The 23655-nt window shown below is 42.0% G+C and carries 34 protein-coding genes, 1 tRNA gene and 3 pseudogenes; 11 read left to right on the top strand and 27 right to left on the bottom strand.

The features are described from left to right. Positions 1 to 208 precede the first annotated feature (208 nt). Positions 209 to 415 (top strand): hypothetical protein, encoded by a 207-nt coding sequence (locus tag IM477_RS13740; RefSeq protein ID WP_012267271.1) that lies wholly within the window; start codon positions 209 to 211, stop codon positions 413 to 415. Between the two features lie 41 nt (positions 416 to 456). Then, positions 457 to 1356 (top strand): amino acid ABC transporter substrate-binding protein, encoded by a 900-nt coding sequence (locus tag IM477_RS13735; RefSeq protein WP_002804821.1) that lies wholly within the window; start codon positions 457 to 459, stop codon positions 1354 to 1356. A 111-nt stretch (positions 1357 to 1467) separates the two neighbouring features. On the opposite strand, the gene IM477_RS13730 is transcribed toward IM477_RS13735, so the two are convergent. The 11 genes and pseudogenes from IM477_RS13730 to IM477_RS13680 form a co-directional block, all read right to left on the bottom strand. Continuing rightward, complete coding sequence (locus IM477_RS13730; RefSeq protein WP_002790755.1) at positions 1468 to 1812, bottom strand: HepT-like ribonuclease domain-containing protein; 345 nt, start codon at positions 1810 to 1812, stop codon at positions 1468 to 1470. Further along, complete coding sequence (locus tag IM477_RS13725) at positions 1809 to 2102, bottom strand: nucleotidyltransferase family protein (protein WP_190718341.1); 294 nt, start codon at positions 2100 to 2102, stop codon at positions 1809 to 1811. Before IM477_RS13725 ends, IM477_RS13730 begins: the two co-directional genes overlap by 4 nt. 255 nt (positions 2103 to 2357) lie before the next feature. After that, complete coding sequence (locus IM477_RS13720; RefSeq protein ID WP_287732147.1) at positions 2358 to 2540, bottom strand: PIN domain-containing protein; 183 nt, start codon at positions 2538 to 2540, stop codon at positions 2358 to 2360. A gap of 159 nt (positions 2541 to 2699) precedes the next feature. Next, positions 2700 to 2954: a hypothetical protein gene (locus IM477_RS13715; RefSeq protein WP_004162523.1), complete on the bottom strand. Its 255-nt coding sequence runs from the start codon at positions 2952 to 2954 to the stop codon at positions 2700 to 2702. A 438-nt stretch (positions 2955 to 3392) separates the two neighbouring features. Continuing rightward, entirely contained in the window at positions 3393 to 3647 is a 255-nt protein-coding gene (locus IM477_RS13710) for a hypothetical protein (RefSeq protein ID WP_002757250.1), read from the bottom strand. A 95-nt stretch (positions 3648 to 3742) separates the two neighbouring features. After that, positions 3743 to 4477 carry a PEP-CTERM sorting domain-containing protein gene (locus tag IM477_RS13705; RefSeq protein ID WP_287732146.1) on the bottom strand — a complete coding sequence of 245 codons (735 nt, stop codon included), beginning with the start codon at positions 4475 to 4477 and terminating at the stop codon, positions 3743 to 3745. 419 nt (positions 4478 to 4896) lie between these two features. After that, positions 4897 to 5105 (bottom strand): annotated as a pseudogene (locus IM477_RS23110) (type II toxin-antitoxin system PemK/MazF family toxin); the annotation flags it as partial. Next, the gene (locus IM477_RS13695; RefSeq protein ID WP_147072783.1) at positions 5106 to 5360 is read right to left on the bottom strand and encodes a hypothetical protein; all 255 of its coding nucleotides are present in this window, start codon (positions 5358 to 5360) and stop codon (positions 5106 to 5108) included. 106 nt (positions 5361 to 5466) lie between these two features. Further along, positions 5467 to 5967: a PIN domain-containing protein gene (locus IM477_RS13690; RefSeq protein WP_147072781.1), complete on the bottom strand. Its 501-nt coding sequence runs from the start codon at positions 5965 to 5967 to the stop codon at positions 5467 to 5469. After that, positions 5964 to 6209 carry a UPF0175 family protein gene (locus tag IM477_RS13685; RefSeq protein ID WP_002770804.1) on the bottom strand — a complete coding sequence of 82 codons (246 nt, stop codon included), beginning with the start codon at positions 6207 to 6209 and terminating at the stop codon, positions 5964 to 5966. Before IM477_RS13685 ends, IM477_RS13690 begins: the two co-directional genes overlap by 4 nt. Positions 6210 to 6389: 180 nt before the next feature. Further along, positions 6390 to 7547 (bottom strand): PEP-CTERM sorting domain-containing protein, encoded by a 1158-nt coding sequence (locus tag IM477_RS13680; RefSeq protein WP_287732145.1) that lies wholly within the window; start codon positions 7545 to 7547, stop codon positions 6390 to 6392. Between the two features lie 189 nt (positions 7548 to 7736). Here IM477_RS13680 and sipA point away from each other — a divergent pair, with 189 nt between their 5' ends. Together sipA and IM477_RS13670 are read left to right on the top strand one after the other, a co-directional pair. Continuing rightward, positions 7737 to 7949, top strand: coding sequence for a regulatory protein SipA (gene sipA / locus IM477_RS13675; protein WP_002777112.1), 213 nt, complete (start codon positions 7737 to 7739; stop codon positions 7947 to 7949). A 66-nt stretch (positions 7950 to 8015) separates the two neighbouring features. Further along, on the top strand, positions 8016 to 8957 hold the full coding sequence (locus IM477_RS13670) for a glycosyltransferase family protein (RefSeq protein WP_287732144.1): 942 nt from the start codon (positions 8016 to 8018) through the stop codon (positions 8955 to 8957). Here IM477_RS13670 and IM477_RS13665 read toward each other — a convergent pair whose 3' ends face one another. The 5 genes from IM477_RS13665 to cobA all read right to left on the bottom strand — a co-directional run bounded on the left by IM477_RS13665 (position 8958) and on the right by cobA (position 12757). Further along, entirely contained in the window at positions 8958 to 10559 is a 1602-nt protein-coding gene (locus tag IM477_RS13665) for a peptide ligase PGM1-related protein (RefSeq protein WP_287732148.1), read from the bottom strand. 166 nt (positions 10560 to 10725) lie between these two features. Next, a complete protein-coding gene (gene psaJ, locus IM477_RS13660; protein ID WP_002738148.1) occupies positions 10726 to 10854 on the bottom strand; it encodes a photosystem I reaction center subunit IX in 129 nt (42 codons plus the stop codon). Positions 10855 to 10899: 45 nt separating this feature from the next. Beyond that, positions 10900 to 11394: a photosystem I reaction center subunit III gene (locus tag IM477_RS13655; protein ID WP_004163740.1), complete on the bottom strand. Its 495-nt coding sequence runs from the start codon at positions 11392 to 11394 to the stop codon at positions 10900 to 10902. A 132-nt stretch (positions 11395 to 11526) separates the two neighbouring features. Beyond that, a complete protein-coding gene (locus IM477_RS13650) occupies positions 11527 to 11946 on the bottom strand; it encodes a secondary thiamine-phosphate synthase enzyme YjbQ (RefSeq protein WP_002757262.1) in 420 nt (139 codons plus the stop codon). A gap of 10 nt (positions 11947 to 11956) precedes the next feature. Then, positions 11957 to 12757, bottom strand: a complete 801-nt coding sequence (gene cobA, locus IM477_RS13645; RefSeq protein WP_287732143.1) for a uroporphyrinogen-III C-methyltransferase — start codon at positions 12755 to 12757, stop codon at positions 11957 to 11959. Between the two features lie 127 nt (positions 12758 to 12884). On the opposite strand from cobA, the gene IM477_RS13640 reads away from it, so the two are divergent. Continuing rightward, complete coding sequence (locus IM477_RS13640) at positions 12885 to 13076, top strand: hypothetical protein (RefSeq protein ID WP_287732142.1); 192 nt, start codon at positions 12885 to 12887, stop codon at positions 13074 to 13076. Here IM477_RS13640 and IM477_RS13635 read toward each other — a convergent pair. The 6 genes and pseudogenes from IM477_RS13635 to IM477_RS13610 form a co-directional block, all read right to left on the bottom strand. Next, the gene (locus tag IM477_RS13635) at positions 13047 to 13337 is read right to left on the bottom strand and encodes an addiction module antidote protein (protein WP_002757266.1); all 291 of its coding nucleotides are present in this window, start codon (positions 13335 to 13337) and stop codon (positions 13047 to 13049) included. The two genes, IM477_RS13640 and IM477_RS13635, sit on opposite strands and share 30 nt — an antisense overlap. A 9-nt stretch (positions 13338 to 13346) precedes the next feature. After that, positions 13347 to 13637, bottom strand: coding sequence for a type II toxin-antitoxin system RelE/ParE family toxin (locus IM477_RS13630; protein WP_072927249.1), 291 nt, complete (start codon positions 13635 to 13637; stop codon positions 13347 to 13349). 984 nt (positions 13638 to 14621) lie between these two features. After that, a pseudogene (locus IM477_RS13625) lies at positions 14622 to 14894 on the bottom strand (ParE family toxin-like protein). Continuing rightward, entirely contained in the window at positions 14891 to 15118 is a 228-nt protein-coding gene (locus tag IM477_RS13620) for a hypothetical protein (protein WP_287659537.1), read from the bottom strand. The pseudogene IM477_RS13625 and the gene IM477_RS13620 overlap by 4 nt, the downstream one beginning before the upstream one ends. A 279-nt stretch (positions 15119 to 15397) precedes the next feature. Next, positions 15398 to 15580, bottom strand: coding sequence for a hypothetical protein (locus tag IM477_RS13615; RefSeq protein ID WP_193959697.1), 183 nt, complete (start codon positions 15578 to 15580; stop codon positions 15398 to 15400). Between the two features lie 397 nt (positions 15581 to 15977). Continuing rightward, a complete protein-coding gene (locus IM477_RS13610; protein WP_193959699.1) occupies positions 15978 to 16253 on the bottom strand; it encodes a hypothetical protein in 276 nt (91 codons plus the stop codon). A gap of 449 nt (positions 16254 to 16702) precedes the next feature. On the opposite strand from IM477_RS13610, the gene IM477_RS13605 reads away from it, so the two are divergent. Continuing rightward, entirely contained in the window at positions 16703 to 16948 is a 246-nt protein-coding gene (locus IM477_RS13605) for a type II toxin-antitoxin system Phd/YefM family antitoxin (protein ID WP_008201147.1), read from the top strand. After that, positions 16945 to 17343, top strand: a complete 399-nt coding sequence (locus IM477_RS13600) for a type II toxin-antitoxin system VapC family toxin (protein ID WP_287664821.1) — start codon at positions 16945 to 16947, stop codon at positions 17341 to 17343. Before IM477_RS13605 ends, IM477_RS13600 begins: the two co-directional genes overlap by 4 nt. Positions 17344 to 17838: 495 nt before the next feature. On the opposite strand, the gene IM477_RS13595 is transcribed toward IM477_RS13600, so the two are convergent. Together IM477_RS13595 and IM477_RS13590 are read right to left on the bottom strand one after the other, a co-directional pair. After that, entirely contained in the window at positions 17839 to 18267 is a 429-nt protein-coding gene (locus tag IM477_RS13595) for a hypothetical protein (protein WP_052276834.1), read from the bottom strand. A gap of 22 nt (positions 18268 to 18289) precedes the next feature. Continuing rightward, the gene (locus tag IM477_RS13590) at positions 18290 to 18622 is read right to left on the bottom strand and encodes a hypothetical protein (protein ID WP_052276833.1); all 333 of its coding nucleotides are present in this window, start codon (positions 18620 to 18622) and stop codon (positions 18290 to 18292) included. A 790-nt stretch (positions 18623 to 19412) separates the two neighbouring features. On the opposite strand from IM477_RS13590, the gene speB reads away from it, so the two are divergent. From speB to IM477_RS13575, 3 genes are all read left to right on the top strand, one after another. Continuing rightward, positions 19413 to 20312, top strand: coding sequence for an agmatinase (speB, locus tag IM477_RS13585; RefSeq protein WP_287732141.1), 900 nt, complete (start codon positions 19413 to 19415; stop codon positions 20310 to 20312). Positions 20313 to 20358: 46 nt separating this feature from the next. Then, a tRNA-Val gene (locus IM477_RS13580) sits at positions 20359 to 20432 on the top strand. 80 nt (positions 20433 to 20512) lie between these two features. Then, on the top strand, positions 20513 to 21562 hold the full coding sequence (locus tag IM477_RS13575; RefSeq protein WP_287732140.1) for a Rieske 2Fe-2S domain-containing protein: 1050 nt from the start codon (positions 20513 to 20515) through the stop codon (positions 21560 to 21562). An 89-nt stretch (positions 21563 to 21651) separates the two neighbouring features. Here the strand turns inward: IM477_RS13575 and IM477_RS13570 are convergent, their stop codons facing one another. Beyond that, positions 21652 to 21780 carry a hypothetical protein gene (locus IM477_RS13570; RefSeq protein WP_287732139.1) on the bottom strand — a complete coding sequence of 43 codons (129 nt, stop codon included), beginning with the start codon at positions 21778 to 21780 and terminating at the stop codon, positions 21652 to 21654. A 167-nt stretch (positions 21781 to 21947) separates the two neighbouring features. Between IM477_RS13570 and IM477_RS13565 the strand changes: the two are divergent. Further along, positions 21948 to 22079: pseudogene (locus IM477_RS13565) on the top strand (DUF4164 domain-containing protein); the annotation flags it as partial. Here the strand turns inward: IM477_RS13565 and IM477_RS13560 are convergent. After that, on the bottom strand, positions 22076 to 22759 hold the full coding sequence (locus IM477_RS13560; protein ID WP_287732138.1) for an N-acetylmannosamine-6-phosphate 2-epimerase: 684 nt from the start codon (positions 22757 to 22759) through the stop codon (positions 22076 to 22078). The pseudogene IM477_RS13565 and the gene IM477_RS13560 sit on opposite strands and share 4 nt — an antisense overlap. A gap of 180 nt (positions 22760 to 22939) precedes the next feature. Next, positions 22940 to 23449, bottom strand: a complete 510-nt coding sequence (locus IM477_RS13555) for an inorganic diphosphatase (RefSeq protein WP_004162542.1) — start codon at positions 23447 to 23449, stop codon at positions 22940 to 22942. Positions 23450 to 23655: the final 206 nt, after the last annotated feature.

The raw sequence follows: 23655 nt of genomic DNA, 5'->3' as shown, positions 1-23655 counted from the left end.
GTCAGTCTGTAGAGCGACCATAAGACCAGAACAGAGTAAATCTGTTAAGGCAGGTGCGAAAAATCCTTCGGGAAAGAAGCAGAAACCCAAATCGTGAGGTTTGGGAATCGCCGTCCGTTTTACGGCGGCGAGGATGTCAATTCCTTAACCCAAACTGACGCTAACCCTGTTACAATACAGATAACTAACCAAATTTGAATTAAAAACTATGCGACTTAAGCGATGGGAGTCCCCCCGCCGTCAGGGACGTAACGACAAAGGCAAGGGTGGTTCAGCCCGACAGCGACAACTGAAAAAACAATTTAAAATGCTGTCGAAAAAACTGAAAGGGGGAGAGAGTAACATCTCTCCTCTTTTTTTGTCCCCAGCAATCTCCTCTGAAAAATCTTCCTCTGGGAAACTCTCAGTCTCCTGAAACAGTCCCAGACTTGAGCCACTTTCAGATTAGGAAAAAAAATGAAGCGTACACTTGCCGTCATGACGATGACAGTAGCTTTAACCCTCACCAGTAACCATTCTAGCCTTGCCGGAGCAATCTTCGATCGCATTCAAAAAACTGGGGTAATTACTGCCGGCGCTCGTAAAGATGCTATTCCCTTTGGTTTTGTCAACTCCCAGGGCAAGTGGGTGGGTTACAGCCTTGATATGTTAGAGTTAATTCGCAAGGAAACCGAACGGAAGTTAGGAAAACCAATTAAGTTAAAAATTGTTGAGATTACTCCCCAAAATCGCTTTGAAAAGTTGAAAACAGGGGTGATAGATATCGAATGTGGCTCCACTACTTTTACTTGGAAAAGAGAAAATGAAGTGGATTTTTCCGTTAGTTACTTTGCCAGTGGCACTCAATTACTCACCCGCAAAGGTAGTAATCTCGATGACATCGGTAGCCTGGCAGGCAGACGCATTGGAGTAATTGCCAATACTACTAATGAAGCAGTAATTAAAACCCAACAACCCGCCGCTATTTTGGTCAAAGTTAAAAATCGTGGCGAGGGTTTACAAAAACTAGAAACGGGAGAAATTGATGGTTTTGCCAGTGATGGCATTACCCTGGAAGGTTTAAGGAAAAGCGCTAAAAATCCCAATAATTTAGCCATAGTTCCCTCCTATCCCTACGCCTACGAATCCTATGCCTGTACTTTACCCGAAAATGATTCTAAATGGCGCGATACGGTTAATTATACCCTATTAAAATTCATGGAAGGGATCGTTAGTGACCAACAACAAGCGGTGACAATTTATGAACGTTGGTTTGGTGAAGACGGGGTTGTTCCCTATTCCAGAGAAACTATTAATGATTATTTTCAAGGCATTGTCAACACCTACGAATGGATTCCTTTAACTGTATTTCCCTAAAATTAAGACCTTTTTAGGGAAAGGTTCAAAAAGGCACTCTTGCAAGTGGGAATAATTATGAATGGGGAAGTGGGAAGTGGGGAGGTGGGTTTTTAAAGGAGGAAGGAAAATTTATTGTAATTTCTCAATGATACTGATAATGATTCTCTTTAGCTGGGGGAGATTGTTTTGAATCACTTTCCAGACGACTTTTTCATCAATTGCCCAATATTCATGAACTAATTTATCCCGCATACCTGCGATGTTTTTCCAAGGAATATTGGGATAATTAACTCTCACTTCATCAGGAATATTTTTCACTGCTTCCCCGATTATTTCAATTAATTTTACTGCCGAAAGAAATATTTCTATCTTAGTTGAAAATTCGGCAAAGCTTAGATCCTGAGTCATCTTTTCTAGTTGACAAATTGCCTCTAGAATGTCTTGCAAGAAATCTCTAAATTCCCGTTGTGTCATACATAAATAACCTCGGATAAAATTCTTTCTCTCCTTCTTCCTTTTAAGCCATTTTTACTGATAACATCCGCTTTTACCTTAAGTAAATCACTTAAATAATATTCCAGATCTACTAAATCTAGTAAACTAGGCGGTTCTGTATAATCTATCAGAATATTAACTTGACTATTTTCCTGCACTTCTCCTTTTACATAATCTCCAAAAATGCCTAATTCACTGACATGATACTTTTCTTTTACTAAGGACTTAACTTGACCCAAAATCGCTTTAATTTCTTCTAAATTTTTCATGATGCTTACCTTCTAAGATAACGGAAAAGACTTCTACCCTACTGATCAAAATTTTATTTCCTGTATCTGTATTGTAGCAGATATCGGATGAAAGGATAAACCATACTCCTTGAAATCATGGGAATTGAGAGAGTTAGGCCAAAAATACCCCCTCAATTGACTGAATTAAGGGGGCATTTGTCGCAGATATTTATCAAGAAATTTCTCTGATGTTAAACAATCAAAATCAGCAATAATTTTGATTAATTCTCGATTTTAAGACAAAAAGATTTCTGCCGCACCATATTTGGCAGTTAGATAGATAAAAACATCTTCAGAAGGCACTAATTTTTCTGCAATTATCTGACTTGCTTCTGCTTTCATTGCAATCGTTTCTGGTATAAATAAGCAATTAAGATTCTGCCAGATTTGATCTACTATTTTGGCTGCTTTTGCCAACTCGTAAAATTTGGTTAATGAGTTCCTGGGAAATAATAACTTTGATTGAAGATTGATTATTGGGGGTATAATATCCTAACCATGTAAGAATTCGCTCTTGTGGTGAGAGGGGTTTTAATTGACCAATAATATAAATATTTGTATCTAAAAAAATTCTCCTCATTCATACCGCTCCTGAAATAGTTCTTGCTTCACTTTACGAATAAGCTCTAAAATCTGTTCATCAGTGTCGATACCTGCTTCTTTAAATGCAGCTTGCATCTTAGTACGAGCTTGTTCAAATTCTACTTGTTCATTTTGATCGGGAACAATAATAACAAGTTCAATCTCTGTGTCTGTTGGCAAATCTTGATGGGGTTGCTCGATAATTAATTGTCCATCTTTGATTTTGGCTTTAGTCTGAATAAATTGCATTTTTGATTTTTCCTCAGACTCAATCTGGTTTATTATATCTATCTTATCATTTTCGAGCGACTAATGTGTAAGAGGAAAATATATAAAAAAACAATACCCCCTCAACTGACTGAATGAAGAGGCGATCGCAAGTTTTTTATTAATGGTTTTTAGGAGACTTTTGTGGTTTCCTTTTTTGAGGGTTTGGAGGGTTTTAGTTTGCACTTGAGGGTTATCTCCATACTTTCACCCGCATTATATCAAAATGATAATCATAGCTCCAAACAGGTAGATCTAATTCGATTGAGATGATAGCAGTCAAAGCATCAACAATAGTAATAGTTTGATCAGGAAATTGTTTAGCTTTTGCTATAGCGGCGAAATACTGATTTTCTGTCGGATTGATCAGATTAGCAGATTCTCAGCAATTTTGTGTGAAATGAGTGGCTTGTTCAAATCCTAATCTATATAGAGGCAAGCTGTAAATTCGGCTAAAACAGCGTCATGATTGATGGATGTGTCAGTATAGCCACTTCCTTTGGGTGCGGGAGATAAGTGAAAAGATTTTTTCGGTTTGGATAAATAGCCTTTCGCTATTAAAAATGATTCTATAGCCGTTTGTACTGTATCAGAAGAAGATACCTTATGCTCTTGATTGTAGGCGGCTAGAGCATTAATTATGGTGGTGGGTAGCTCAATCGTCACCTGTTGCATAACCAAAATCCTCTTGATTTAATTATGTCCCTATTATACAATAAACCCCCTCAACTGACTGAATGAAGGGGCATTTATCGTATTTTAGAAGCAATTTAGCCTACTTTTGTGGTTTCTTTTTCTGATGTTTTGGAGGATTTTAGTTTGCGTTTCAGGGTTGAAGCTGCGCCTAATGCACCAAAGGAGCCAATAGCTAAAAGTCCAGCGGTTGAGGAGGGTTCAGGAACTTGTATAGCCCCAAGGCAGCTACCGGGGCAACCGCCATAGTCATAGCCCGGCCCCGGCCGGTTGAAGGTACTACCAAAATCCGACCGGGTGAATACTTGATAATCTTCATTTACAGTACCCCCTACATGGAAAGCTAAACCTCCAAACGAAAATTTACCGGCTGTATTCCCGGCTGGAAGCACTCCTGGAGCAAAGCCACCATTGGGATTGTAAAGGTTATCCGTCGGCGAGTGGGGAATCAGGTCTATGGTTGGAACACCATTGAAAGGTGCATTAAAAACGCCAGAGCCTTCGGGAAGTATTGCAGTAATAGGGTTAGTGATGCCGCCTTCAGTCTCCGTTCCCGTCACGTTAAGGATTTTGTAACCTGTAAAGGTATAAGCTGGAGAAGTTAAACCACTGATTGGATCAGTGTAAGAAGGGGCGTTTTTCGTTGTAAGCGTGTCCTCCGTAGTCAGATTCAGTTTAAATAAATCACCGTCCGAAGTTAAAAAGTCGAACTTGAAGCTAAGTTGAGCAGCCTGAGCAGGACTTGTAGATAGTCCGATGAGTGCAGTGGTTACAGCCGCTCCAAGAATCGCGGCTGAGATGCTGTTTTTCATTTTTTTTCTTCTCAATAGTGCGGTTATCCCCTCGCCGCTAGGTTAGGCAACACCCCAACCCAACGCCAAAGGGAGACAACGGGATTATACACATTCCCCCCCCCCACAACTGTATCAAAAGTTACAATTTAATAAATCCTTACATTTTTCTCCCCAACTAGGAATTCAGATTTTGGTTTTTTAATGTATATCGCATCGCTTCTTACAATTGCTGTAAATAACTAGAAGAAAGTGTCCCCAACTGTCGCTGAAGTCGTTGTCTATCAATAAGTAGCTGGTTATAATTAAATTAAAAATATATTTTAGGTTCGATCCCCCCTGCCCCCCTTGATAAGGGGGGTGCCGATCCCCCCTTAGTCCCCCCTTTAATCCCCCCTTAATAAGGGGGGGATCTGATAATTTTTAACGCCTACCTACTTAACAACAATTTGATAACATAAGGCTACTGATTCCTGATTTAAGCCTCCCTGTCCTGCGGGAATAACCGTTGTTACGGGGATTTGTGCGCGACGTAAATTACTGGTTAATGGAATTACAACAACAGTGGGACAATAATAACAGGTCGAATACCAGCTTGTTCTGAACCACGACTCGGATTCAAATCAGCTAGATAAATATCCCCTCGCATTTATTGCTTATCCTCTTGTTCAAGGTGAGATAAATAATCGGGTAAAATACTTTCTGAAAAGCTAATATCCTCTTGAGCAAATTCATTTTGTAACGATTGTGCTTCCGCATCTGAAATATGATCCCATTTCTGAAAACGTGAATTTCTTTGTAAGGATTGGGCGAATTCAAGGACTTTTTGCTGTTTTTCTAGCGGTAAAGTCTTAATACTCTGCAAAATCTGGTCTTGAAGATTATTAATATGGGTGATAGACATTTCAACTTTTACTATATTTACACTAGACCGACTATTCTACCACAAAAAACGCTCTTGTTTTCAATTAGTTAGCAACAATTAAATAAGAAGATTTTGAAGGCTTTAGTTATTGGTTTTCATCAATTTCTTGCGCTGTTTTTAATATGTCTAAATACAATATTTGATTAACACGGAAACCTGCTTTAAAAATCAAATCATCCATTAACGGCTGAATAGTAGGAATTAATCTTCTTCTTTTGGCAATTAATAAAATACCTAAAATTCCAATAACATTCAATCCTAAACTAATTGCTTTCTTTCTGCCAGGGTTCTCGTCTATAATTACTCTATCAGCATTTGAAGAAATCGCTAAAGCTATCGTTTCTGATTCTCCTCGGTGTAATTCCTTTTGTAATTCTTCTAATAATAACCGATTCTCTAACTCTCGCTTTTCTATCCAGGATAGGGTTTGAACTTCAATAGTGCCAGGAAATGAATAACCTAATCCTGTCATTTCTTCATAAACAGCCACTGGAATAATAATTGTTCCATAGATATCATGGAGCAAGTTAAGATAGCCGATAGCAGCTAAACTGGTAATCGGAGAGGTGTTACTAACAACAATCACAGATCACCTAAGGTTTTTAAGGTTTGTAATTCTTGTTGCCAATCTACACTATCATAATTTACACAAATATTCCTCTTGGCGACTTCTTGACGAAATTCAATTAAAGATAAGTTGGCAAAATCAGCCGCTTTTGCGCTACTGATATGATAATCTCTAAACATAATGATTGCCAGTTCTAGTTGCAACAGTTGCTCGTTTTTTCCTGTTGCTTGTATAATTTCGTTGGGAATCACAATAGTCATTAAAATTTACGATATTTGTATTAACCGCCCCCATTGTATCACAAAAAAATACTTGTGATCGATTAATTAATAAAAATTAATGAATAGAAACATGGACAAAAAACACACCCTCAACTGACTGAATGAAGGGGCATTAATTATACTCTGGTAAGCAATTTAGCCTACTTTTATGGTTTTGTTTTAGTCGGATTTAGAGGATTTTAGTTTGCGCTTCAGGGTTGAAGCTGCACCTAACGATCCAAGGGTTAATAAGCTGAGGAATGTAGAGGGTTCGGGAGTATGGACAGCGACAGCTTCGAGTGCGTCAATGTTCTCAGTTCCTGGTCTTAATCCCGTCCAGAACTCTACCGTGTCCTTGACATTGAAAACTGTATCCCAGACGTGTCCACCGTGAATGAGAAACTTCGCTGAAGATTCAGTTGATCGCCAAACAAAGATCTCCCCACCATCTAAGTCTTTTGAGGGATCGTTGTCAGTAATAATGCCATCGTTGTTTCCATCGATTGGCTTGAGGCTAAAGAGGATGTCGTTTTCCCATGTCATCAGTCCATCAAGGTCGATCTTCGCAGAAGTGATATCTAAACCGGGAAAAAGAGGGGTGATTGCACCGGCGATATTCGCTTTCAGGAAGAGACAATCCCCATTACTCTTGAATACACTACACAGAGGATCGCCGAAAAGGGAGTAACGGTTAGCATCATCTACAGGCACTTCAGGACCTTGTAGCAGCACACTGTTGATTCTCTGTTCTAAAGGCACTGTCGCATCTTTAACCGGTGCCCAAAGTTCTAAACCTTCCACGTTATTTGGTTCAACTTGGTTGATCTGTGCTGGTGTCGCCCACACCCCTATCTTTTTGTACGGGGAAGGCAAAAGTACTTTAAAGTTAGGACGTTCATAGAAGATGTAGTTATCGTAATCGGTGCGCGGTCCTCCGGGCAACCCAGTCGAAAACACGAGTGTAACTTCATCTTCGATCACTTCATAGAAGAGTAAATCCTTCTTGTTGGCCAAAGCATCGACCTGGAAAGGATCGGGTGCTGCAGTGCCAGATTGAGGATTCCAAAGACCGAAAAAGTTACTCGTGTTGGTTGTCCCACCTGTGCCATCCCAGGCAATTACTTGACCAGGATTAGCGGTATGTGAGGGATTTCCATTCCTGTCTGGATCTTCAGAGTACTCCTTTCCTGGAACTTGAGGGGGTAATGGTACTCCATCTACCACGGGATTGACAAAGGGACCGGGTGAGTTAAATGGTCCTGCCAATACCTGGGATGGGGCTACCGTGACACCCAGTAAGAGCCAGGAAGAAAACAAAAGTTTATGAGTGATTTTCATGATTATTGCTCCAGCAGATTTCGTATTGCGATTATCCCCTCGCCGCTAGGTCAGGCAACACCCCAACCCAACGCCAAAGGCGGATGGCAACAGCTTACAGAATACCTATTCCCTAGGGAATCTATCTTGAGAATGATTTGAAATATGCTAAGTTGAGATACGATGTCACGATCGCATCTAGTCAGTACCATGAGTGAAATTAGCATCGGGGGAAAAGTCCGTCTGATTGCCATTCCCCCTTACCTGAAAACCGCCGATCCCATGCCTATGTTACGGCCGCCGGAGCTACTCAATATCGACGATATCGGCACGGTGATCGATCGCCGGCCGGGGGGTTATTGGGGTGTAAAATTCGATCGAGGCTCATTTCTGCTCGATAGCAAATATTTAGAAGCTATTTAAACCAGTTAAGTGCATCGCAGTCAAGACAACTTTGATAAATCACAGGCAAATCTAAAGAGTTAATTTATGTCTAATACTTTTCTATCGATCATTATCCCGATGCGCGAGGGATTTGGCGAATATTGGCTAGGAGAATTATTGAAAGTCAAGGGAGACATAGAATTTATTTTAGTTCATCCTCCCGGTGTTAAACCTTCCCCAGTCAATGATCCACGCATGAAACAGATTGTCTGTGCTTTACGAGGTGAAATTATTCAAAGAAGTACAGGATTTTTAAATGCCAGAGGTACTTATATTCTCACAATCAATTGCGATGAATATTTACACCCGGAGATCGTCACCTTAGTTAAAGACTATTTTGAACGCTTCCCCAATAGTTGGGTATTGCGATTAGCCAGATGTGAATTTCCCTACGGTGAACGAGAAAAATTAGAGAGTCCTTGGCCAACAATTCCCGATGTAAAAAGTTTAGCTATCTGTAGCAGAAGAGAAAATAATAGTAACTTATTTAAAGAGAATAATTATTTATTAGAATTACCGATCGCTCCTTTAGATAATCCTTTTAATCCCCAAGTTTTTGTCAATCAACGTCGCGATCAAAATGGTCCCCATTTAGAAAATTTTGATAAAAAAGTTTGGAAAAGTGAACTTGTGCAAGTAGCGACGATAGAAATTACTAATCTCATGAACTTATTTGGTCCGATTAAATATATTCCTTTTTGGTGTTTAGATAGATTACTAGGTTTATATATTCAGGCTAAATATTTTGAAAAAGAGCGAGTAATCGGTCACTGGATGCCGAAGTCTCCCGAACAAATACGAATTGAAGATAATCCTCCTGAATACCAAAGAACTTGGCGATTTTACTTTTTATCGGAAGTTATGTTATTAAGAAAATTCCCTCAGTATGGCTATCTTTGGAATCTAGCTATCTATCAATTTTTAGAACTGCCTGCTTGGATGATTAAATCTCTGAAACAAAAAATTATACCCAGTAAATCAGTCTAGTTATATCCAAGTAATCGGTAATCCAGAATAATAATAACCTAAATTTATGGAACTATGCTCTGTTTCCCAATCTAACACCTGTTCCACACGCTGATAAATTGCCGCAGCTTCCTCACTAGAATTGCCGATACAAGTTAACCCTAATTTACCAAATTCCGACAGCGCACCCATGAGATGAAAAACTGTTCCTGTTTTACTGCTACTATCAAAATGCAAGTGATGTTTAGCAATAATATCCATTAAATCATCGGGAAGTAAACCTTTGTATTGGGGTTTGTGGAGATTATCGGAGGCAATATAATACTTTTCTTGGTGAGGTTGACTGAAAAATAATCCAGTTTCTTGATCGTATTTACCATTAGTTAAAAGCTTCAAAGTCATAAAAGGATGGGTGGTTCCTCCTTTTCGCAGATTAATTTCGATCGCCTGTAAATCCCAGACTAAAGTTTCTGGATTTTTGACAGCGACGAAATCAACTCCATAGCGTTCAATTGCTCCCTTTGCTGCCAGAATTTCCCCTATTTTTAGGCCTAATTCCTGTAATTGTAGGCGATAATTTTCATCGGCAGGAAAATGACAACCTAGATAAATTTGACCATCGGAACCGCCTAAAATTTGATCGTGAGTGGAAAGAATATTTACTTCTCCCGTGGGTGTAATATAACCTTGCACACTCGGCGATCGCTTTTCTTCTCCTTCAATAAAAGCTTCGACAATTGCCCCTAATTCAGCAATTCTGCCAGAAAAACTGTCCCAATTTTCATCCCTTGCTTGAAAACTCATCTTCTCTAATTGTTTGGCCAAGAGATTGATTCTCTCGCTTAAATCTAGGCTGTTACTATCAACAATTTCCGCTAAAGGACGTAAATCTAAAACTGCATTTCCTTCTCCCGATAACCCCTCATTTAATTTAACTACCATGCGTTTTAGTCGCGGTTGACGAGACCACAAACTAGCGGCTTCGTATAACAAATCCTTGACCGTATTTACCTGTAAACTACCGTCAGGATGGGGAATATTGCCTTGACCAAAAATCTCGCGACTGCCACTTTTAGAACCCCAATACAATAAGTCTGGACTACAGGCAAATAAAGGAATATCTAATTGTAAAGACAATTCTCGCTCTAAATTAGTAGAATTAAAACAAACCATGTAGGCACGATCTCGACGCAACGCTTGCCGGATTCTTGCTACTAAGCGCGGTCTTTCCAGAATTTTTTGGGTTAAAGGTTGAAAAGAGTTATCGTGAGTTGTCAGTAATAACAGACGATTATTAGCATGGGAAAAAGGAATCCCGGGCAACAATTGCAGGTAATAATCAATCACCATCCGCGAAAGTGGCTGCGCTGTTACATAGATTAAACGAGTTTTCGGGTGTCGCAACCGAATCAGAGAAAATAATAATCTTTCTTCGTAATGTAAAAAACCCGCTACTTTTTGACCGACTCTCTGATCGATACTAAAAGAAGGGACAACTAGGATATCATAATCCCATTCATCCGATTCGGGAACGTTTTCTCCCTGCCAAATCTCTTTTAATTTTTCTTGTAATTCTTGATACCGCAGACGCTTTCCTAGCATCAAATCTCTATCTAACAGCATGGTTTGTCCCACCTCTGTGGTTGCAGACACCTGTATCTTATCGATTTTTAGAGCCTGTCGTCTCCAGTGCCTTTCTTTTCTTAATATTCCCCCAGTCCCTCCGATCGTTGCCCTTAAAAAGGGATACAGTGGACTCTGTATCCCCTTTAATCACCTGAGATTGCCTTTAACCTAGCGGGTGGAATAAGAGATCGGGATAAAAGCGATTAAATTCGATTAAAATCCCGGCGGTGAAAGTCAGCAGCGCCATAATTAACACGGGTGCGGACGAGAGAAATTTAGTAAGTCCTTCCATCTGAGTTCTCCTAGGGAATAAAAAGTCAAGGGTTTGACACAAAAATTAACGAGGGGAAACAGTAATTTCCGAATCCTTAACGGTTAATTTACCGGAAGTGGCTTCTTGTAAAGCCGCCAACGGCCAGAGGAACCCCGTTAACATTTTGCTCAGAGCGAGGGGAACATCGATGATGATTTCCTTCATTTCGGCATCTTTGCTGTCGCGCACGGCGATTAAATAGGCCCGACCAACCCAACCGATCCAACCGGCAATGTACAGGAATAGGATGCTAGGGATAAAGAAATCGCCCATGTGATCCCAACGACCATCAACAATTAGGTGAGGATAGCCTTCGGGTCCACAGAGAGCTTGGGAGTAGGTTTGAGCGCGTTTGGCTCCCGATTCGGGGTCAGGAGTGGTGTTGCGGAAACTCTTCGCTTTTTGTAGGAAAGCGGGATTTTCGCTACAAGGGGTCAGATTAGACAAATCAGCCGACGCTGGAGCGGCAAAGGTGAACCAGAGAGATAGCACCAGGGCCAGAGCGAACAATTTTCGCATAAATTGTTTCCTTTTGTTACGAAATATGAAGTTCTTTGTTCAAAAAGCGAACAATTTGATCGTACACGGAAAAAATCTTACTCCGATGAGGGGTACGAGTAAAGTTTCTATTACAAAACTATACGCAAAGCTTCAGACCCCCGTGATATGAACCACCACTTGCCTTTGGTGACGACTCTGACGATGTTCCCAGAGATAGATACCTTGCCAGATCCCTAAAACTAATTTACCTCTAGCGATCGGGATTTGTTCCGATGTCCGGGTTAGCACCGAGCGAATGTGAGCGGGCATATCGTCTGGCCCTTCGGTAGAGTGATAGTAGAGACTGCTATCTTCCGGGACTAACTTAGCGAAGAAATTGGCCAAATCGGTGAGAACATCGGGATCGGCATTTTCTTGGATCAGCAAGGAAGCGGAGGTGTGACAGACAAATATACTGCATAATCCCGTCGTTATGCCCGATTCAGCCACGATCGCCTCTATGGGGGCAGTGAGACGATGGAAATTCTTGGGACTGGTGGCAATTGTCAGGGATTTTTGATATTGACGCATGGAAACCGAATCAGAGAGAAATGGGTGTAGGGGGGATTGTCCTCGATAGCAAAGGTTGTCCCGCTTGCAAGAGATCGTGAAGGTCCACCACCGCCCCGATAACAGCGATCGCCGGGGCTTCAAAGCCGGTGGCTTCGATCTGGTCCATAATCGTGGTGAAAGTACCGATTAACTGCTGTTGTTGCGGTGTTGTTCCCCAGCGAATCAGGGCGATCGGTGTTTCTGGACTTCTGCCGGCCTTGGTTAACTCGCCGATAATATAGGGTAAATTATGCACACCCATATAAACAACAATTGTTTCCGCACCATGGGCGATCGCTGACCAGTTAACTTGAGGACGATATTTACCCGCCATCTCGTGGCCGGTGACGAAGGTAACGGAAGAACTATAATTGCGATGGGTGAGGGGAATACCAGCGTAGGCAGGCACGGCAATTCCTGAAGTGATCCCCGGCACGATCTCGACGCTAATTCCGGCCGCAATCAGATCAAGCATTTCTTCACCCCCGCGACCGAAAACAAAGGGATCACCTCCTTTGAGACGAACAACCACGGCATTAGTCTGGGCCTTCTCGATCAGTAAAGCGGTGATTTCCTCCTGTACCAGAGAATGACGACCGCGACGCTTACCCGCATGGATTTGTTCGGCCCGGTGGTTAATCATGGCTAGAATCGAGGGGCTAACTAGGGCATCATAGAGGACAACATCGGCATTTTCTAGGAGAACTTTCGCTTTTAAGGTCAACAAACCGGGATCTCCGGGACCCGCACCGACGAGATAGACCTTACCGCAACTTTCTGATTGATTCATAGATACTGGGGAGAAAATTCTTGCTTCGATCGAATGCGCTTGATCCCTACTGTATTGTGACTGGGGCAAAATTTGGTATTTTTGACTACAGTTACTCGGCGATCGTGCGCTTTCTTCATGAAGAATTATGATCTTAACATTACTTAACCTTTCATCTAGCGATCGCTCTGATCCTAAATCCCGTTTAACAGGTATGGGGGAGTGGAAAGTGGGGGGAAGGAATCGGGTTTTTCCAGTGGGATTGGGAGTTAATCATGCTATTAAAAACCGATTCAGTATAACGGTGAAGTTAGGCAATTGGTACGACTTGGAGGCGTAACCCAAGTGATTGTAAGACCTTAAGAACTGTGGCAAACTCTGGATTGCCTTCGATTGACAAAGCTTTATAGAGACTTTCACGCCCCAACCCTGTTTCACGGGCAATATGTGTCATCCCTTTAGATCGAGCAATATCACCTAATGCTGCTACCACTAAGCTTGGATCGCCATCTTCAAGAGCTGCTTCAAGATATGCAGCTATATCTTCTTTTGTTTCGAGATGTTCTGCCGCATCCCAAGGATAGGTTTGGATAGTAGCCATGAAAATCTCCTATAAGTCTTGTGCTAAATTTAATGCTGTTTTGATGTCCCGTTCTTGAGTTTGCTTATCTCCTCCTGCCAAGAGGATGATCAAGGTCTCGCCTCGCTGAATGAAATACACCCGATAGCCTTGGCCATAATCGATCCGCAGTTCCGATACACCTTTTCCTACTGGTTTAACATCGCCTGGATTGCCCATAGACAGGCGACGAACACGAATGTCTATACGTGCTTTTGCTTGGCGATCCCGCAAATTGCTAAACCACTGAGAGTAGGTTTCGGTCTGGCGAATTTCAATCATGCCTTAAGTGTATCCTATGGGATACAGAAGGACAAGCAATAAAAATAAGGTGCGTTACATTCCATTAACTCACCCTACAAGATCGGCGATCGCACTACTTTTCAAGCTTTTTGTCCTTTACTTAGGTCTCAGACATGAGCTTTATTTTTACATGATCTAATCTTTCTGAAAGATTACCTTTCCTTATCCTTGCTTTATTATCAATTTCGTCTATTTCTCCAGCCCATAATAAATAAACCTCAGCGTCACGGCAGACACACCACTGCGATTGATGAGATCCTTTTGCCCTTGGAGCGGATCTGAAGCCAGCAAGTAGAGTCGGCCGCCCCGTATTCATAGAAGCGCCCCGTCTCCCTGTCAGCAATGACAGGCAGCCCGTAAAGAGAACGCATCTTATCCAACGGACCCCCCGGGCATAGCTGCATTGGAGTGCACCCTGCTGGATTGTCGCTATACAACTCGGCGACCACATTTTCACTAAACGAGACTCGCACTTGAGGATAGTAATAGTGGAGACTCAGAAACCCTAATTCTTCTACCTTGCGTAACGGTAAGCCAAGTTTATTTGTGACCTCGCTTGGCGAATCCCCGATCGCGATCCCACCTAGCGAAATTTCGCTCTCAAGCACAGTGCCCTCACGCGCTAACGTAAGGGGAGTGGCAAGAGATAGGAGTAGGACGAGTGATAGTGCTTTCATGCCGCCTAACCACATATTATAGGTCAACTTTCTGTATAAAACTCTCCAGAGTAACGATATGGGTCAACTTCCGGTATATCGCTCCATTTAGGCGCAATCGCCAGAACTTTTCCTTATATCACCCCCAAAGCGTGTTAGCCAGATTAGCTTACTGCAAACAATCTCCTTTAAGGAAACTTATCACAGAAGCTTTCCAGAATTATGGCAAAGATTCTTAGATATGACTGCACTTTGTCACAAAATTTCACTATTATTTCGGGTGCGGTGATTTGTTATGTTTCTTGGTTCACAACTTCTTTAACAATTTGTCATACTCTGGGTGAGAGCCTATCCAAAACCAAACAATTACATTCTTATTCTTGATTTTTCCTAGCGCTCTCCAACCTATACCGACTCTGATTGACCAGATCTGGTCTTCTTGATTGACCTCCTTAAATTCTCAGCTGGGATGACTGGGGTTATCTTTCCATAACTTGTAATTTTTTCTGGCTGTTCTTTTCACTCTTTCTGGTAGCTGTTGAAATAAGCCGACGAAATCTGGATTTAGTTCCGACTTCATAGATCATCAAATCCCATTTCTTCAGTCTGTCCGTTTTCTGAATCCGCAATAGCTTTCTGAGCAAGTTCTTTGAGAATTAAGCTGTCTTGGGGTTTAGATAATGTTTCTTGCCATTTGATTTCATTTTCGATGTCTTCAATAAACTGCTCTGCCAGTTCGTCTTGAATTGCTTCTGGTAGTTCTTGAGCTTTTTGTACAGCTTTACTTAGAAGTTTTGATAACATTTCTTCTCTTCTCTTTTCTTGAAAACATAACTACATATTATCCGGAAACTTTCTGTATAACACTCTCTGGGGTAACGATATGGGTCAACTTTCGGTATATCACTCTATTTAGGCGCAATCGCCAGAACTTTTCCCTATATCACGCCCAAAAGCCTGTTAGCCAGATTAGCCTATTGCCAAAAACCTTGTTTAACTAAATTCCTGACAATTAGGCTCATTCTAGCGATGATTCCTAGATCTGACCGCACCCCTTGACAAAAACTGACAATTATTCGACCTTTAGCGATCGCTATCGGGGGATAGTTGTTTTTTGTTACAGCAGTGTGGAGAAGGGAGCGGGTTTTTCAAGTTGGATTGGGAGTTAATCATGCTATTAAAAACCGATTCAATATAACGGCTAAGATAAGCGGCGGCAGATAACCTTTGCATCACAACCAATAATTTCTCATCCGTCCGCTTCATCGACTTGTTAGCCTGCGTTTGCGCTAATGCTGAGAACTACAATTCGTCAATTGTTACCAACCCACCTTCCGTAAACTGAATCACAAGTTCATGGCTATCTAATAAAGCAGTTCCAACCAGGGGTCGCCGCCCTGTTGCAAATACACGAGTTTCTCGCTCCTCACCATTCCAGATAATAATTGCTTTGTGAAGGGGCAGCATTCTTGGCTGTTGTCTGCTAAATTCGCCCGCATATCGTACCTGAAAGGAAGATTCAGTAATGCTACTGCCTCCGATGGTAAACAAAGCTCATCTGTAAATCCTGTATCTACTACAAACTCAATCGGAAAGTCAGCGCGATTTGGAATCCGAAATGGGATAGTGATGATCGGGTGTCCATTAGCCACAATACCTGAAATCACTTAACTACACGCTCCATAACACCCCCACCAAAAGCGGCAGCAACGTTGTAGCCAATTTTGATCCCAAAGAGCCGAGCATGGGGGTGTTTCTCGCTCAATAAGTCAGCAGCGTGTAAGCCATTTTCATTAACTTTGTAGTCACCTGTTTCAATGTCAATGATAACCATCTTGCCAATGTTTTCCTCAACTTCCACCTCTTGGCGGATTCTGCTTTCGTACAGTTTCTCTGCACGTTGAGCAACTTCTTCACGACTTAAAAGGATAGCTTGCATATACTAACTCCCGATTGCGATTTGACTTCTGGAGACTTCTCTATAATATCTCACAGGTCTGTAGTGGACTGTTTCAACTAAAATAGGGCAATAGATTTCGGCTTAAAGTCTTAGATTATAGAATTTATAGCATTTTTCTAATACACCAAATTAGCTGAAACAGTCCAGTAGGATGAGCTAATGCCCATCCTACTGAGTCTCTACAAGATTGGCGTACTGCTACCCAGTGCCTTCGGCATCGCATTTAGACTTACAGCTTCAATAAATCTGCATGGTGCGTTCCCCAAAAATCGATCGCTGGAGCGGTAGAAGTTGCATTAGGGAACGCACCCTACAGCGATAGCGTACTGCTACGCAGTGCCTTCGGCATCGCACTTCAAACTAACTTGCCCTTGCAGAATCACCGCAACTAAACTAAACTTAGTTTGTAGATTTGGTTTTTTAAGAGCATGGAAACTGTAAACATTCATCAGGCTAAAACAAACCTTTCTCGGCTATTGTCCCGTGTGGAACTCGGAGAGGAAATCGTTATTTCAAACCGAGGTATTCCAATTGCTAAACTTGTTCCATTTCGGACATCTTTAGATCGACGGTCTAGTTTAGGACAAGATCGAGGGATGTTTACCGTACCAGATGATTTTAACGCTCCTTTACCAGAAGATATTTTGGTAGCATTTGAGGGTGGTGCGGAGTGAGACTTTTACTGGATACACAATGCTGGCTGTGGTGGTTTGCCCAACCAGACAAGTTAAGTGAGAATGTAATTGAACAAATTGCCAACGAAAGCAATGAAGTGTGGTTTTCTGTTGCCAGTGTTTGGGAGATGGGAATTAAAGTCTCAATCGGTAAATTACCACTGCCAGAGCAAATAGATAATTATGTCTCTACTCGAATGACCCAACTAGGAGCTAGATCGTTAGAGATCAATGCTTCTCATGCTTTGCGGGCGGCTGCATTGCCTTTACATCATCGTGATCCTTTTGACCGAATGCTGATTGCACAAGCTCAGGTAGAAGATATGATACTTGTGAGTGCGGATTCAACATTTAATCAATATGAAGTGTCTTTGCTTTGGGCAGCTAGTTCTTAGTCATAAACACAGAATTTCACCTGCCTTCTAGATGTTCGTCAACCAAATTCTGTGTAGTTGCAATTATTAACTCGCACATTTTTGCAACTAATTGACTGTCATTTCTGGAAGACTCCAAAGTGACTTGACACTGACCTGCACAAGAGCCTTCAATTTCACAGTCTTTGCAGAAATCGTTCTTACAGCCAATCAATGTGCATGGTGCGTTCCCCCAAAATCTATTAGTGGAGCGGTAGAAGTTGCATTAGGGAACGCACCCTACAGTGATAGCGATCGCACTTGTTCAAGGGTTATCAAGCGTCGTTCAAGAGTTGCTGTGTCTAGCATGGCTGCTCCTAGATTGAAAGGTATAATTTAATTGCATAGCGCAATAATTTATTCTAGTCTAGCTAAAAAATTGTCATCGTATTCAAATTACTGTTTACATAAGCAAAAATAAGATGCGTTACATTTCATGAACGCACCCTACAATATCGGCGATTGCGCTCAGATTAATTAATCTGCATTATTACCTCTAGAGCCAAAGTAAAAACCAAGGGCTGTACCAATTAAACCTGTCTGAGCGGTCAATATAAATGTGATTAAATCTTTCACCAATGAACTTGTCTTATCGAATGACTCTATCTTCTTTTCATCTATAAAACCCGACATAACTGTCAGAATTATGATTAATCCAAAACTTGCAGTTAAGGTTCCTGCTAAGATTTTTATCAAAAAAGTCGCTAATTGTGAGCGAGTCGTCTCCTGTCTCTCTTCAAGCTTAATACCCGTTTCCACCTGAGATGGCAACAAGTTTTTAATATCAACCTCTTGAGTCTGAACATAACGCTTAATCATTTCATCATTTGGAAGATCAGGAGTGCCATTTTCTTCAGAGGAAGATTCAGGGAGAGGTGCTTTTTGCTTTTCAGGTTCGATTGGCATTATTTCAACAATCCAGAAATACTTACTTCAAAACAATCTCCCCAACAGAGTTATCTTTGCGTTTCACTAACAACTTATCCCCTTGGCTGGTTGTGATGTCATAAATATATGCCGCGATCGCCACAGCTTTTTTTAACGCAACTTCAGGACTGATACCTTGCTGCTCTGCAAGCCAGATAAGGAGATTAGCGACTTCGCTATCCATCACAACACTTTTTGCGGCTTTATCAATACCCACCTGAAAAATTTCCGATTGATTGATAATGCCTGTTCCACGTTGGGAAATGCCATAAACGTTCTGCTGAGAAGTATCAATGATTCTAGTATTATCCCCAGATTGAAGTTTGTCTGCCATAGCCCTAAATCCTTTAAATCTCGTTTCATGTATAGTATAGCTCTAGCAGACAGTATGAATTAAATCTAGATCCTTCCCCATGCCTGGAATCAAAGGAATTGGAAATTGAGCTTCTAGAGTTAATCTTGAATGCTGTCTAAACAAACAGTTCAAGCTGCATAACTACATATTACACGGAAAATTTCTGCATAACACTCTCCAGAGTAACGATATGGGTCAACTTTCAGTATATCACCCCATTTAGGCGCGATCGCCAGAACTTTTCCCGATATCACGCCCAAAAGCTTGTTAGCCAAATTAGCATCTTGCCAAAAACCTTGTTTAACTAAATTCCTGACAATTTAGGACTATTCTAGCGATGATTCCCATATCTGATCGCACCTCTTGACAAAAATTTATAATTATTCGACCTTTAGCGATCGCTATCGGGGGATAATTGTTTTTTGTTACAGCAGTATGAAGCAGCCTAACTGATGGCTATATTTCCACAGCAATTCTCATTTTAAGGTTTCATGACATAAAAAGCCTTATAACAAGAGGGTTGTACAATTCTTAACAATTTTAGTGATCGCTGAAACGGCGCAAAATCGTTCTGAATTTATTTTTGCTAATATTTCCAGATTATCGCCCGTAGCAAACCAATCTTGAGCGAGAAATTGAGGGATGTATCCATTGATGGATAAGGGTTTTCTGCCATTGTAGTAGATACGTTTGGAGTCAGTTGAGATAGACAAAAATAGTCAAAATATTTATAATAGAAGATTGGACTAAAATTTTCTGTGACTTGCCCATGTTATTGTCTTGCGCCACCGGTAGCGAACAATTTTTAGGGAGTGAAGCGATCGCCACTTACGCCACAGCTAAGGCCGTGATCCTGCCGATTCCCTACGAGGCCACCACCACCTATCGCAAGGGTTGTGAAACCGGGCCGGCGGCGGTGATTACCGCTTCCCAACAATTGGAAGCCTATGACGAGGAACTTAAGAGGGAAACCTGTTTAGAAGTGGGCATCTATACCCATGATGCGATCGCCGATACCCGTCAGCAACCGCAATTGTCCGCCGAGGAGATGTTAGCCGTCACCACAGCTACAGTTTCGCGTTTAATTGCCGATGATAAATTTGTCGTCGCCGTCGGGGGTGAACACGCTATCACTACGGGAGTAGTACAAGCTTACCGACAAGCTTTATCGGAACCTTTTACGGTGGTTCAAATTGATGCCCATGGCGATATGCGTTTTGAGTACGAAGGATCGCACCATAACCACGCCTGTGTGATGCGTCGGGTGTTAGAAATGGGTTTACCGACTTTACCCGTGGGAATTCGGGCTATTTGTCGAGAAGAAGCGGAATTAATCGCTAAACAGCAGATTCCTGTGATTTGGGATCGAGATATCGCCGGTGATCCGAATTGGATCGAAAAAGCGATCGCCAAAATTAGCACCGAGAAGGTATTTTTAACCATAGACGTGGATGGCATAGATCCGGCTTTAATTCCGGGGGTGGGAACACCTGAACCGGGGGGGTTAAGTTGGCATCAAACCCTAGGCTTTCTCCGTCGTCTTTTCCAAACTCATCAGGTGATTGGCTGTGATGTGATGGAATTGGCCCCGATTAGTGATTCGGTGGTCTCGGAATTTACCACTGCCAAGTTAATTTATAAGTTAATTGGCTATCAATTTATTGCCTAGGGGCTTGCCTAATTAGAAGCAATCGTGTTATAATAACAATTCGTGCGGACGTATAGCTCAGTTGGTTAGAGTACATCGTTGACATCGATGGGGTCACTGGTTCGAATCCAGTTACGTCCATAAATTATCTGCCCTAGTCCCGGTCATAACCTTCATTTCTGATGATAGGATGAACGATCGAAGCTCTCCAGACAAACCCTATGACTAGCTTACTGCGCGACTTTTGGTATGTGGCCACACCGGCAAATAAACTTAAACCCGGTCAGCTAATGGCCAAAAAAATGCTAGGTGAACCGATTGTTGTCGGTAGGAGAGAGGATGGAGAAGTGTTCGCATTGCGGGATATTTGCCCCCATCGTGGCATTCCGCTGCACCATGGCTGGATTGAAGGGGATGGGGTGTACTGTTGCTATCATGGCTGGAAATTTAATACTAGCGATGGCGTTTGTTCTGAGATCCCCTCATTAACGGAACACGATCGCCTTGATATTAGCAGAATTTGCGTCACCAGTTATCCCTGTCGTGAAATACAAGGTCATATCTGGGTGTTTATTCCGGCAGACTCAAAAAGAGAAATTAATCAAGAAAATCTGCCTCCTGTGCCGACTATTGCCGATTTTGGCAAACTTACCCCCAAAATAGCCGAAACTATCACTTTTGACTGCAATATTGACCATGCGGTGGTGGGATTGATGGATCCGGCCCACGGTCCCTACGTTCATACTTCTTGGTGGTGGCGCAGCGGTCCGCGCCAATTTCGGGTCAAAGAAAAACAATACGAACCTGTTCCCCTCGGTTTTCGTCTTGCTCCCTATGATATGCCTGTAAGTGCGAAACCCTATAAAATTTTGGGTAATAAAGTATCGATTGAAATTGTTTTTGAATTGCCCTCGGTGCGTACAGAAATACTACGGGGTGATCGCCATTTGGCCTGTGCTTTTACGGCAATTACTCCCATCGATGAAAATCACTGCGAAGTCCATCAAAGTTTATACTATACGATTCCTTGGTTGGCATTTTTAACCCCTCTTTTGCGTTATTTAACCCGACAATTCCTCAAACAGGATCGCGATGTGGTGATTAAACAACAGGAGGGACTTAGTTATCATCCGGCTTTGATGTTAATTGATGATGCCGATACCCAGGCCAAATGGTATTATCGCCTCAAGCAAGAATACGAAAAATCTCAAGCAGAAAAACGGGATTTTGTCAACCCCATTAAAGCACAAATTTTACGGTGGCGCAGTTAGAATTTGATCATTTTATTACTGGACTTGCCCTTTGACACAAGGTCATAACCTGTGCTGTAGGAGGGATTAAGAGAATTTCTGATGCCCCGTTACTGGGTACAAATCAGGGAAACCTCTAATAAATCTAAGGCTTTCTCTAAGTCTAATAATTGTCCTAAACTAGGCCTACAAGTCTCGCCATTAAATCCTCTTGCTGTGGCTAATTTTGATAATATCATCGGGTAATTTTGAGAGGTTGCCAAGGGTTCTTTTTTTTGACTTGATCTCCTTTTTAGCAAATATGATCCATCCCTGTCTATTAAGAAATATTACAATAAACATGGGTACGTTAAGAAAAGTTAACGGGTTTATCCATTGCTGGATAAGGGTTTTTGGCTATTGTAGTAACGAAAAAATTAACGGATTGACCGCAGGGATTGCCTATCAGCAATTCACAAACCGGCGGATTTTAATCGCTTTGGTTGTCGCTATTTTAGGAGGTGCGGCTAAACTTTTTGTTTTTTTTCCCTCCCATTAATCTTTTGATAAAATTTCTTGTAAAAAAGCGGTAGTTTTTAAATCAATCCCTGTAATTGCCGTGCCAACAACTACCGAATATGCACCAACTTCGAGGGCTTTTTTGGCTTCTGTTGGAGTCGATATTCCTCCTTCACAGATAACAGGAACTGATAACTTATTAACTAATTCTTCTAGGAAAGAAAAACTCGGCGGTGGCAGATTTTTAGTTGCTTCTGTGTAACCGTAAAGAGTTGTACCGACAATATCAGCACCGGCTGCCACGGCATAAATAGCACTTTCGATCGAGTCTATATCTGCCATGACTAATTTACCAGTTTCCTGATGAATACGATCGATAATTGTGGCTAAATTTTCATCATTAGGACGCTTTCTTGGGGTAGCATCCAAGGCAATTATATCGGCACCCGCATCGGCAATAGCGAGAGCATCTTGATATTTGGGAGTAATATATACCGAACAATCGCGATAATTGCGTTTCCACAGCCCAATTATCGGTATATCCGGCAATTGTTGACGGGTGGCTTTCAGATGAGTGGGACTATCAATTCTGACCCCACAAGCACCCCTATCCACGCAAGCATGAGCCATGGCGGCAATAATTACAGGATCGTGCAGAGATGACTCCACTGGCGCTTGACAGGAGACGATTAAACCCGATTTTAAGGTTTCTATTCGCATAAATTGGGGTGTAGGGTGTGGGGTGTGGGGTGTGGGGTGTGGGGTGTAGGGAGAAGCTTTTTTCAGTGATTAGTAAACAGTAAACAGTAATCAGTGAACTGAAAACTCACATCTGATAACTGATAACTGATAACTGATAACTGATAACTAACCCCACCAACAAACTTTTTGCCGCAAACCTTACTTATAAGCAGCAATACACTGTTCAACTAAAGCGGTTACTGCGTCCACATCTTTCCAACCGAGAATTTCTGTGACTTTTTTCTCTAGATTCTTATAGGTTTTGAAAAACTCGGCGATTTCCTGCAAGCGATGGGGAGAGACATCTTTGAGGGATTTTACCTCAGCATAACGAGGGTCTTTAGCGGGAACACAGAGAATTTTTTCATCGCGATCACCACCATCGATCATTTCTAACATACCAATAGGGCGCGCCGTAATCACACAGCCGGGGAAAGTAGGCTGATCCATGATCACCATACCATCTAAAGGATCGCCGTCATCGGCGAGGGTATTGGGAACAAAACCATAATCACAGGGATATTGTACCGAAGAATAGAGAACGCGATCGAGAGCAAAGGCGTTTAAATCCTTATCAAACTCGTATTTATTCTTACTGCCGGCGGTAATTTCCACTAAAACGTTAATTAAACCGGGTTTCGGTTGGGCAGGAATGCGCGATAAATCCACAAGCTTTCTCCAAATACAAGACATTGACTCTCCCCCGCTAACCGCTCGCGCGGTGTAGCGGGGGGTTCTCGGTTCTTAGGCTTTTAACTAGATCGACCTGGTTTAACCCGGTCGATCCCCGTCAGATCGCCTCCGCGAGCGTTTTCTAACACGGTCAGTCCGACCGCATTTTTTCCTCGGTTCTCGATTACCTTCGCTGATGCCGT

The organism is Microcystis sp. M090S1, from assembly GCF_020246295.1.
In the GTDB taxonomy this organism is placed as follows: domain Bacteria; phylum Cyanobacteriota; class Cyanobacteriia; order Cyanobacteriales; family Microcystaceae; genus Microcystis; species Microcystis aeruginosa.
The sequence above is the reverse complement of the archived record's forward strand: the minus strand, read 5'-3'. Positions and strand labels throughout refer to the sequence as shown.

Excerpts from the sequence above, each read along its gene's own strand:
- IM477_RS13740 (WP_012267271.1), top strand. The coding sequence starts at position 209 with ATGCGACTTAAGCGATGGGAGTCCCCCCGCCGTCAGGGACGTAACGAC.
- IM477_RS13735 (WP_002804821.1), top strand. The coding sequence starts at position 457 with ATGAAGCGTACACTTGCCGTCATGACGATGACAGTAGCTTTAACCCTC.
- IM477_RS13730 (WP_002790755.1), bottom strand. The coding sequence starts at position 1,812 with ATGACACAACGGGAATTTAGAGATTTCTTGCAAGACATTCTAGAGGCA.
- IM477_RS13725 (WP_190718341.1), bottom strand. The coding sequence starts at position 2,102 with ATGAAAAATTTAGAAGAAATTAAAGCGATTTTGGGTCAAGTTAAGTCC.
- IM477_RS13715 (WP_004162523.1), bottom strand. The coding sequence starts at position 2,954 with ATGCAATTTATTCAGACTAAAGCCAAAATCAAAGATGGACAATTAATT.
- IM477_RS13710 (WP_002757250.1), bottom strand. The coding sequence starts at position 3,647 with ATGCAACAGGTGACGATTGAGCTACCCACCACCATAATTAATGCTCTA.
- IM477_RS13705 (WP_287732146.1), bottom strand. The coding sequence starts at position 4,477 with ATGAAAAACAGCATCTCAGCCGCGATTCTTGGAGCGGCTGTAACCACT.
- IM477_RS13695 (WP_147072783.1), bottom strand. The coding sequence starts at position 5,360 with ATGTCTATCACCCATATTAATAATCTTCAAGACCAGATTTTGCAGAGT.
- IM477_RS13685 (WP_002770804.1), bottom strand. The coding sequence starts at position 6,209 with ATGACTATTGTGATTCCCAACGAAATTATACAAGCAACAGGAAAAAAC.
- IM477_RS13680 (WP_287732145.1), bottom strand. The coding sequence starts at position 7,547 with ATGAAAATCACTCATAAACTTTTGTTTTCTTCCTGGCTCTTACTGGGT.
- sipA (WP_002777112.1), top strand. The coding sequence starts at position 7,737 with ATGAGTGAAATTAGCATCGGGGGAAAAGTCCGTCTGATTGCCATTCCC.
- IM477_RS13670 (WP_287732144.1), top strand. The coding sequence starts at position 8,016 with ATGTCTAATACTTTTCTATCGATCATTATCCCGATGCGCGAGGGATTT.
- IM477_RS13665 (WP_287732148.1), bottom strand. The coding sequence starts at position 10,559 with ATGCTGTTAGATAGAGATTTGATGCTAGGAAAGCGTCTGCGGTATCAA.
- psaJ (WP_002738148.1), bottom strand. The coding sequence starts at position 10,854 with ATGGAAGGACTTACTAAATTTCTCTCGTCCGCACCCGTGTTAATTATG.
- IM477_RS13655 (WP_004163740.1), bottom strand. The coding sequence starts at position 11,394 with ATGCGAAAATTGTTCGCTCTGGCCCTGGTGCTATCTCTCTGGTTCACC.
- IM477_RS13650 (WP_002757262.1), bottom strand. The coding sequence starts at position 11,946 with ATGCGTCAATATCAAAAATCCCTGACAATTGCCACCAGTCCCAAGAAT.
- cobA (WP_287732143.1), bottom strand. The coding sequence starts at position 12,757 with ATGAATCAATCAGAAAGTTGCGGTAAGGTCTATCTCGTCGGTGCGGGT.
- IM477_RS13640 (WP_287732142.1), top strand. The coding sequence starts at position 12,885 with ATGATCTTAACATTACTTAACCTTTCATCTAGCGATCGCTCTGATCCT.
- IM477_RS13635 (WP_002757266.1), bottom strand. The coding sequence starts at position 13,337 with ATGGCTACTATCCAAACCTATCCTTGGGATGCGGCAGAACATCTCGAA.
- IM477_RS13630 (WP_072927249.1), bottom strand. The coding sequence starts at position 13,637 with ATGATTGAAATTCGCCAGACCGAAACCTACTCTCAGTGGTTTAGCAAT.
- IM477_RS13620 (WP_287659537.1), bottom strand. The coding sequence starts at position 15,118 with ATGTTATCAAAACTTCTAAGTAAAGCTGTACAAAAAGCTCAAGAACTA.
- IM477_RS13615 (WP_193959697.1), bottom strand. The coding sequence starts at position 15,580 with ATGAAGCGGACGGATGAGAAATTATTGGTTGTGATGCAAAGGTTATCT.
- IM477_RS13610 (WP_193959699.1), bottom strand. The coding sequence starts at position 16,253 with ATGCAAGCTATCCTTTTAAGTCGTGAAGAAGTTGCTCAACGTGCAGAG.
- IM477_RS13605 (WP_008201147.1), top strand. The coding sequence starts at position 16,703 with ATGGAAACTGTAAACATTCATCAGGCTAAAACAAACCTTTCTCGGCTA.
- IM477_RS13595 (WP_052276834.1), bottom strand. The coding sequence starts at position 18,267 with ATGCCAATCGAACCTGAAAAGCAAAAAGCACCTCTCCCTGAATCTTCC.
- IM477_RS13590 (WP_052276833.1), bottom strand. The coding sequence starts at position 18,622 with ATGGCAGACAAACTTCAATCTGGGGATAATACTAGAATCATTGATACT.
- speB (WP_287732141.1), top strand. The coding sequence starts at position 19,413 with ATGTTATTGTCTTGCGCCACCGGTAGCGAACAATTTTTAGGGAGTGAA.
- IM477_RS13575 (WP_287732140.1), top strand. The coding sequence starts at position 20,513 with ATGACTAGCTTACTGCGCGACTTTTGGTATGTGGCCACACCGGCAAAT.
- IM477_RS13570 (WP_287732139.1), bottom strand. The coding sequence starts at position 21,780 with ATGATATTATCAAAATTAGCCACAGCAAGAGGATTTAATGGCGAGACT.
- IM477_RS13560 (WP_287732138.1), bottom strand. The coding sequence starts at position 22,759 with ATGCGAATAGAAACCTTAAAATCGGGTTTAATCGTCTCCTGTCAAGCG.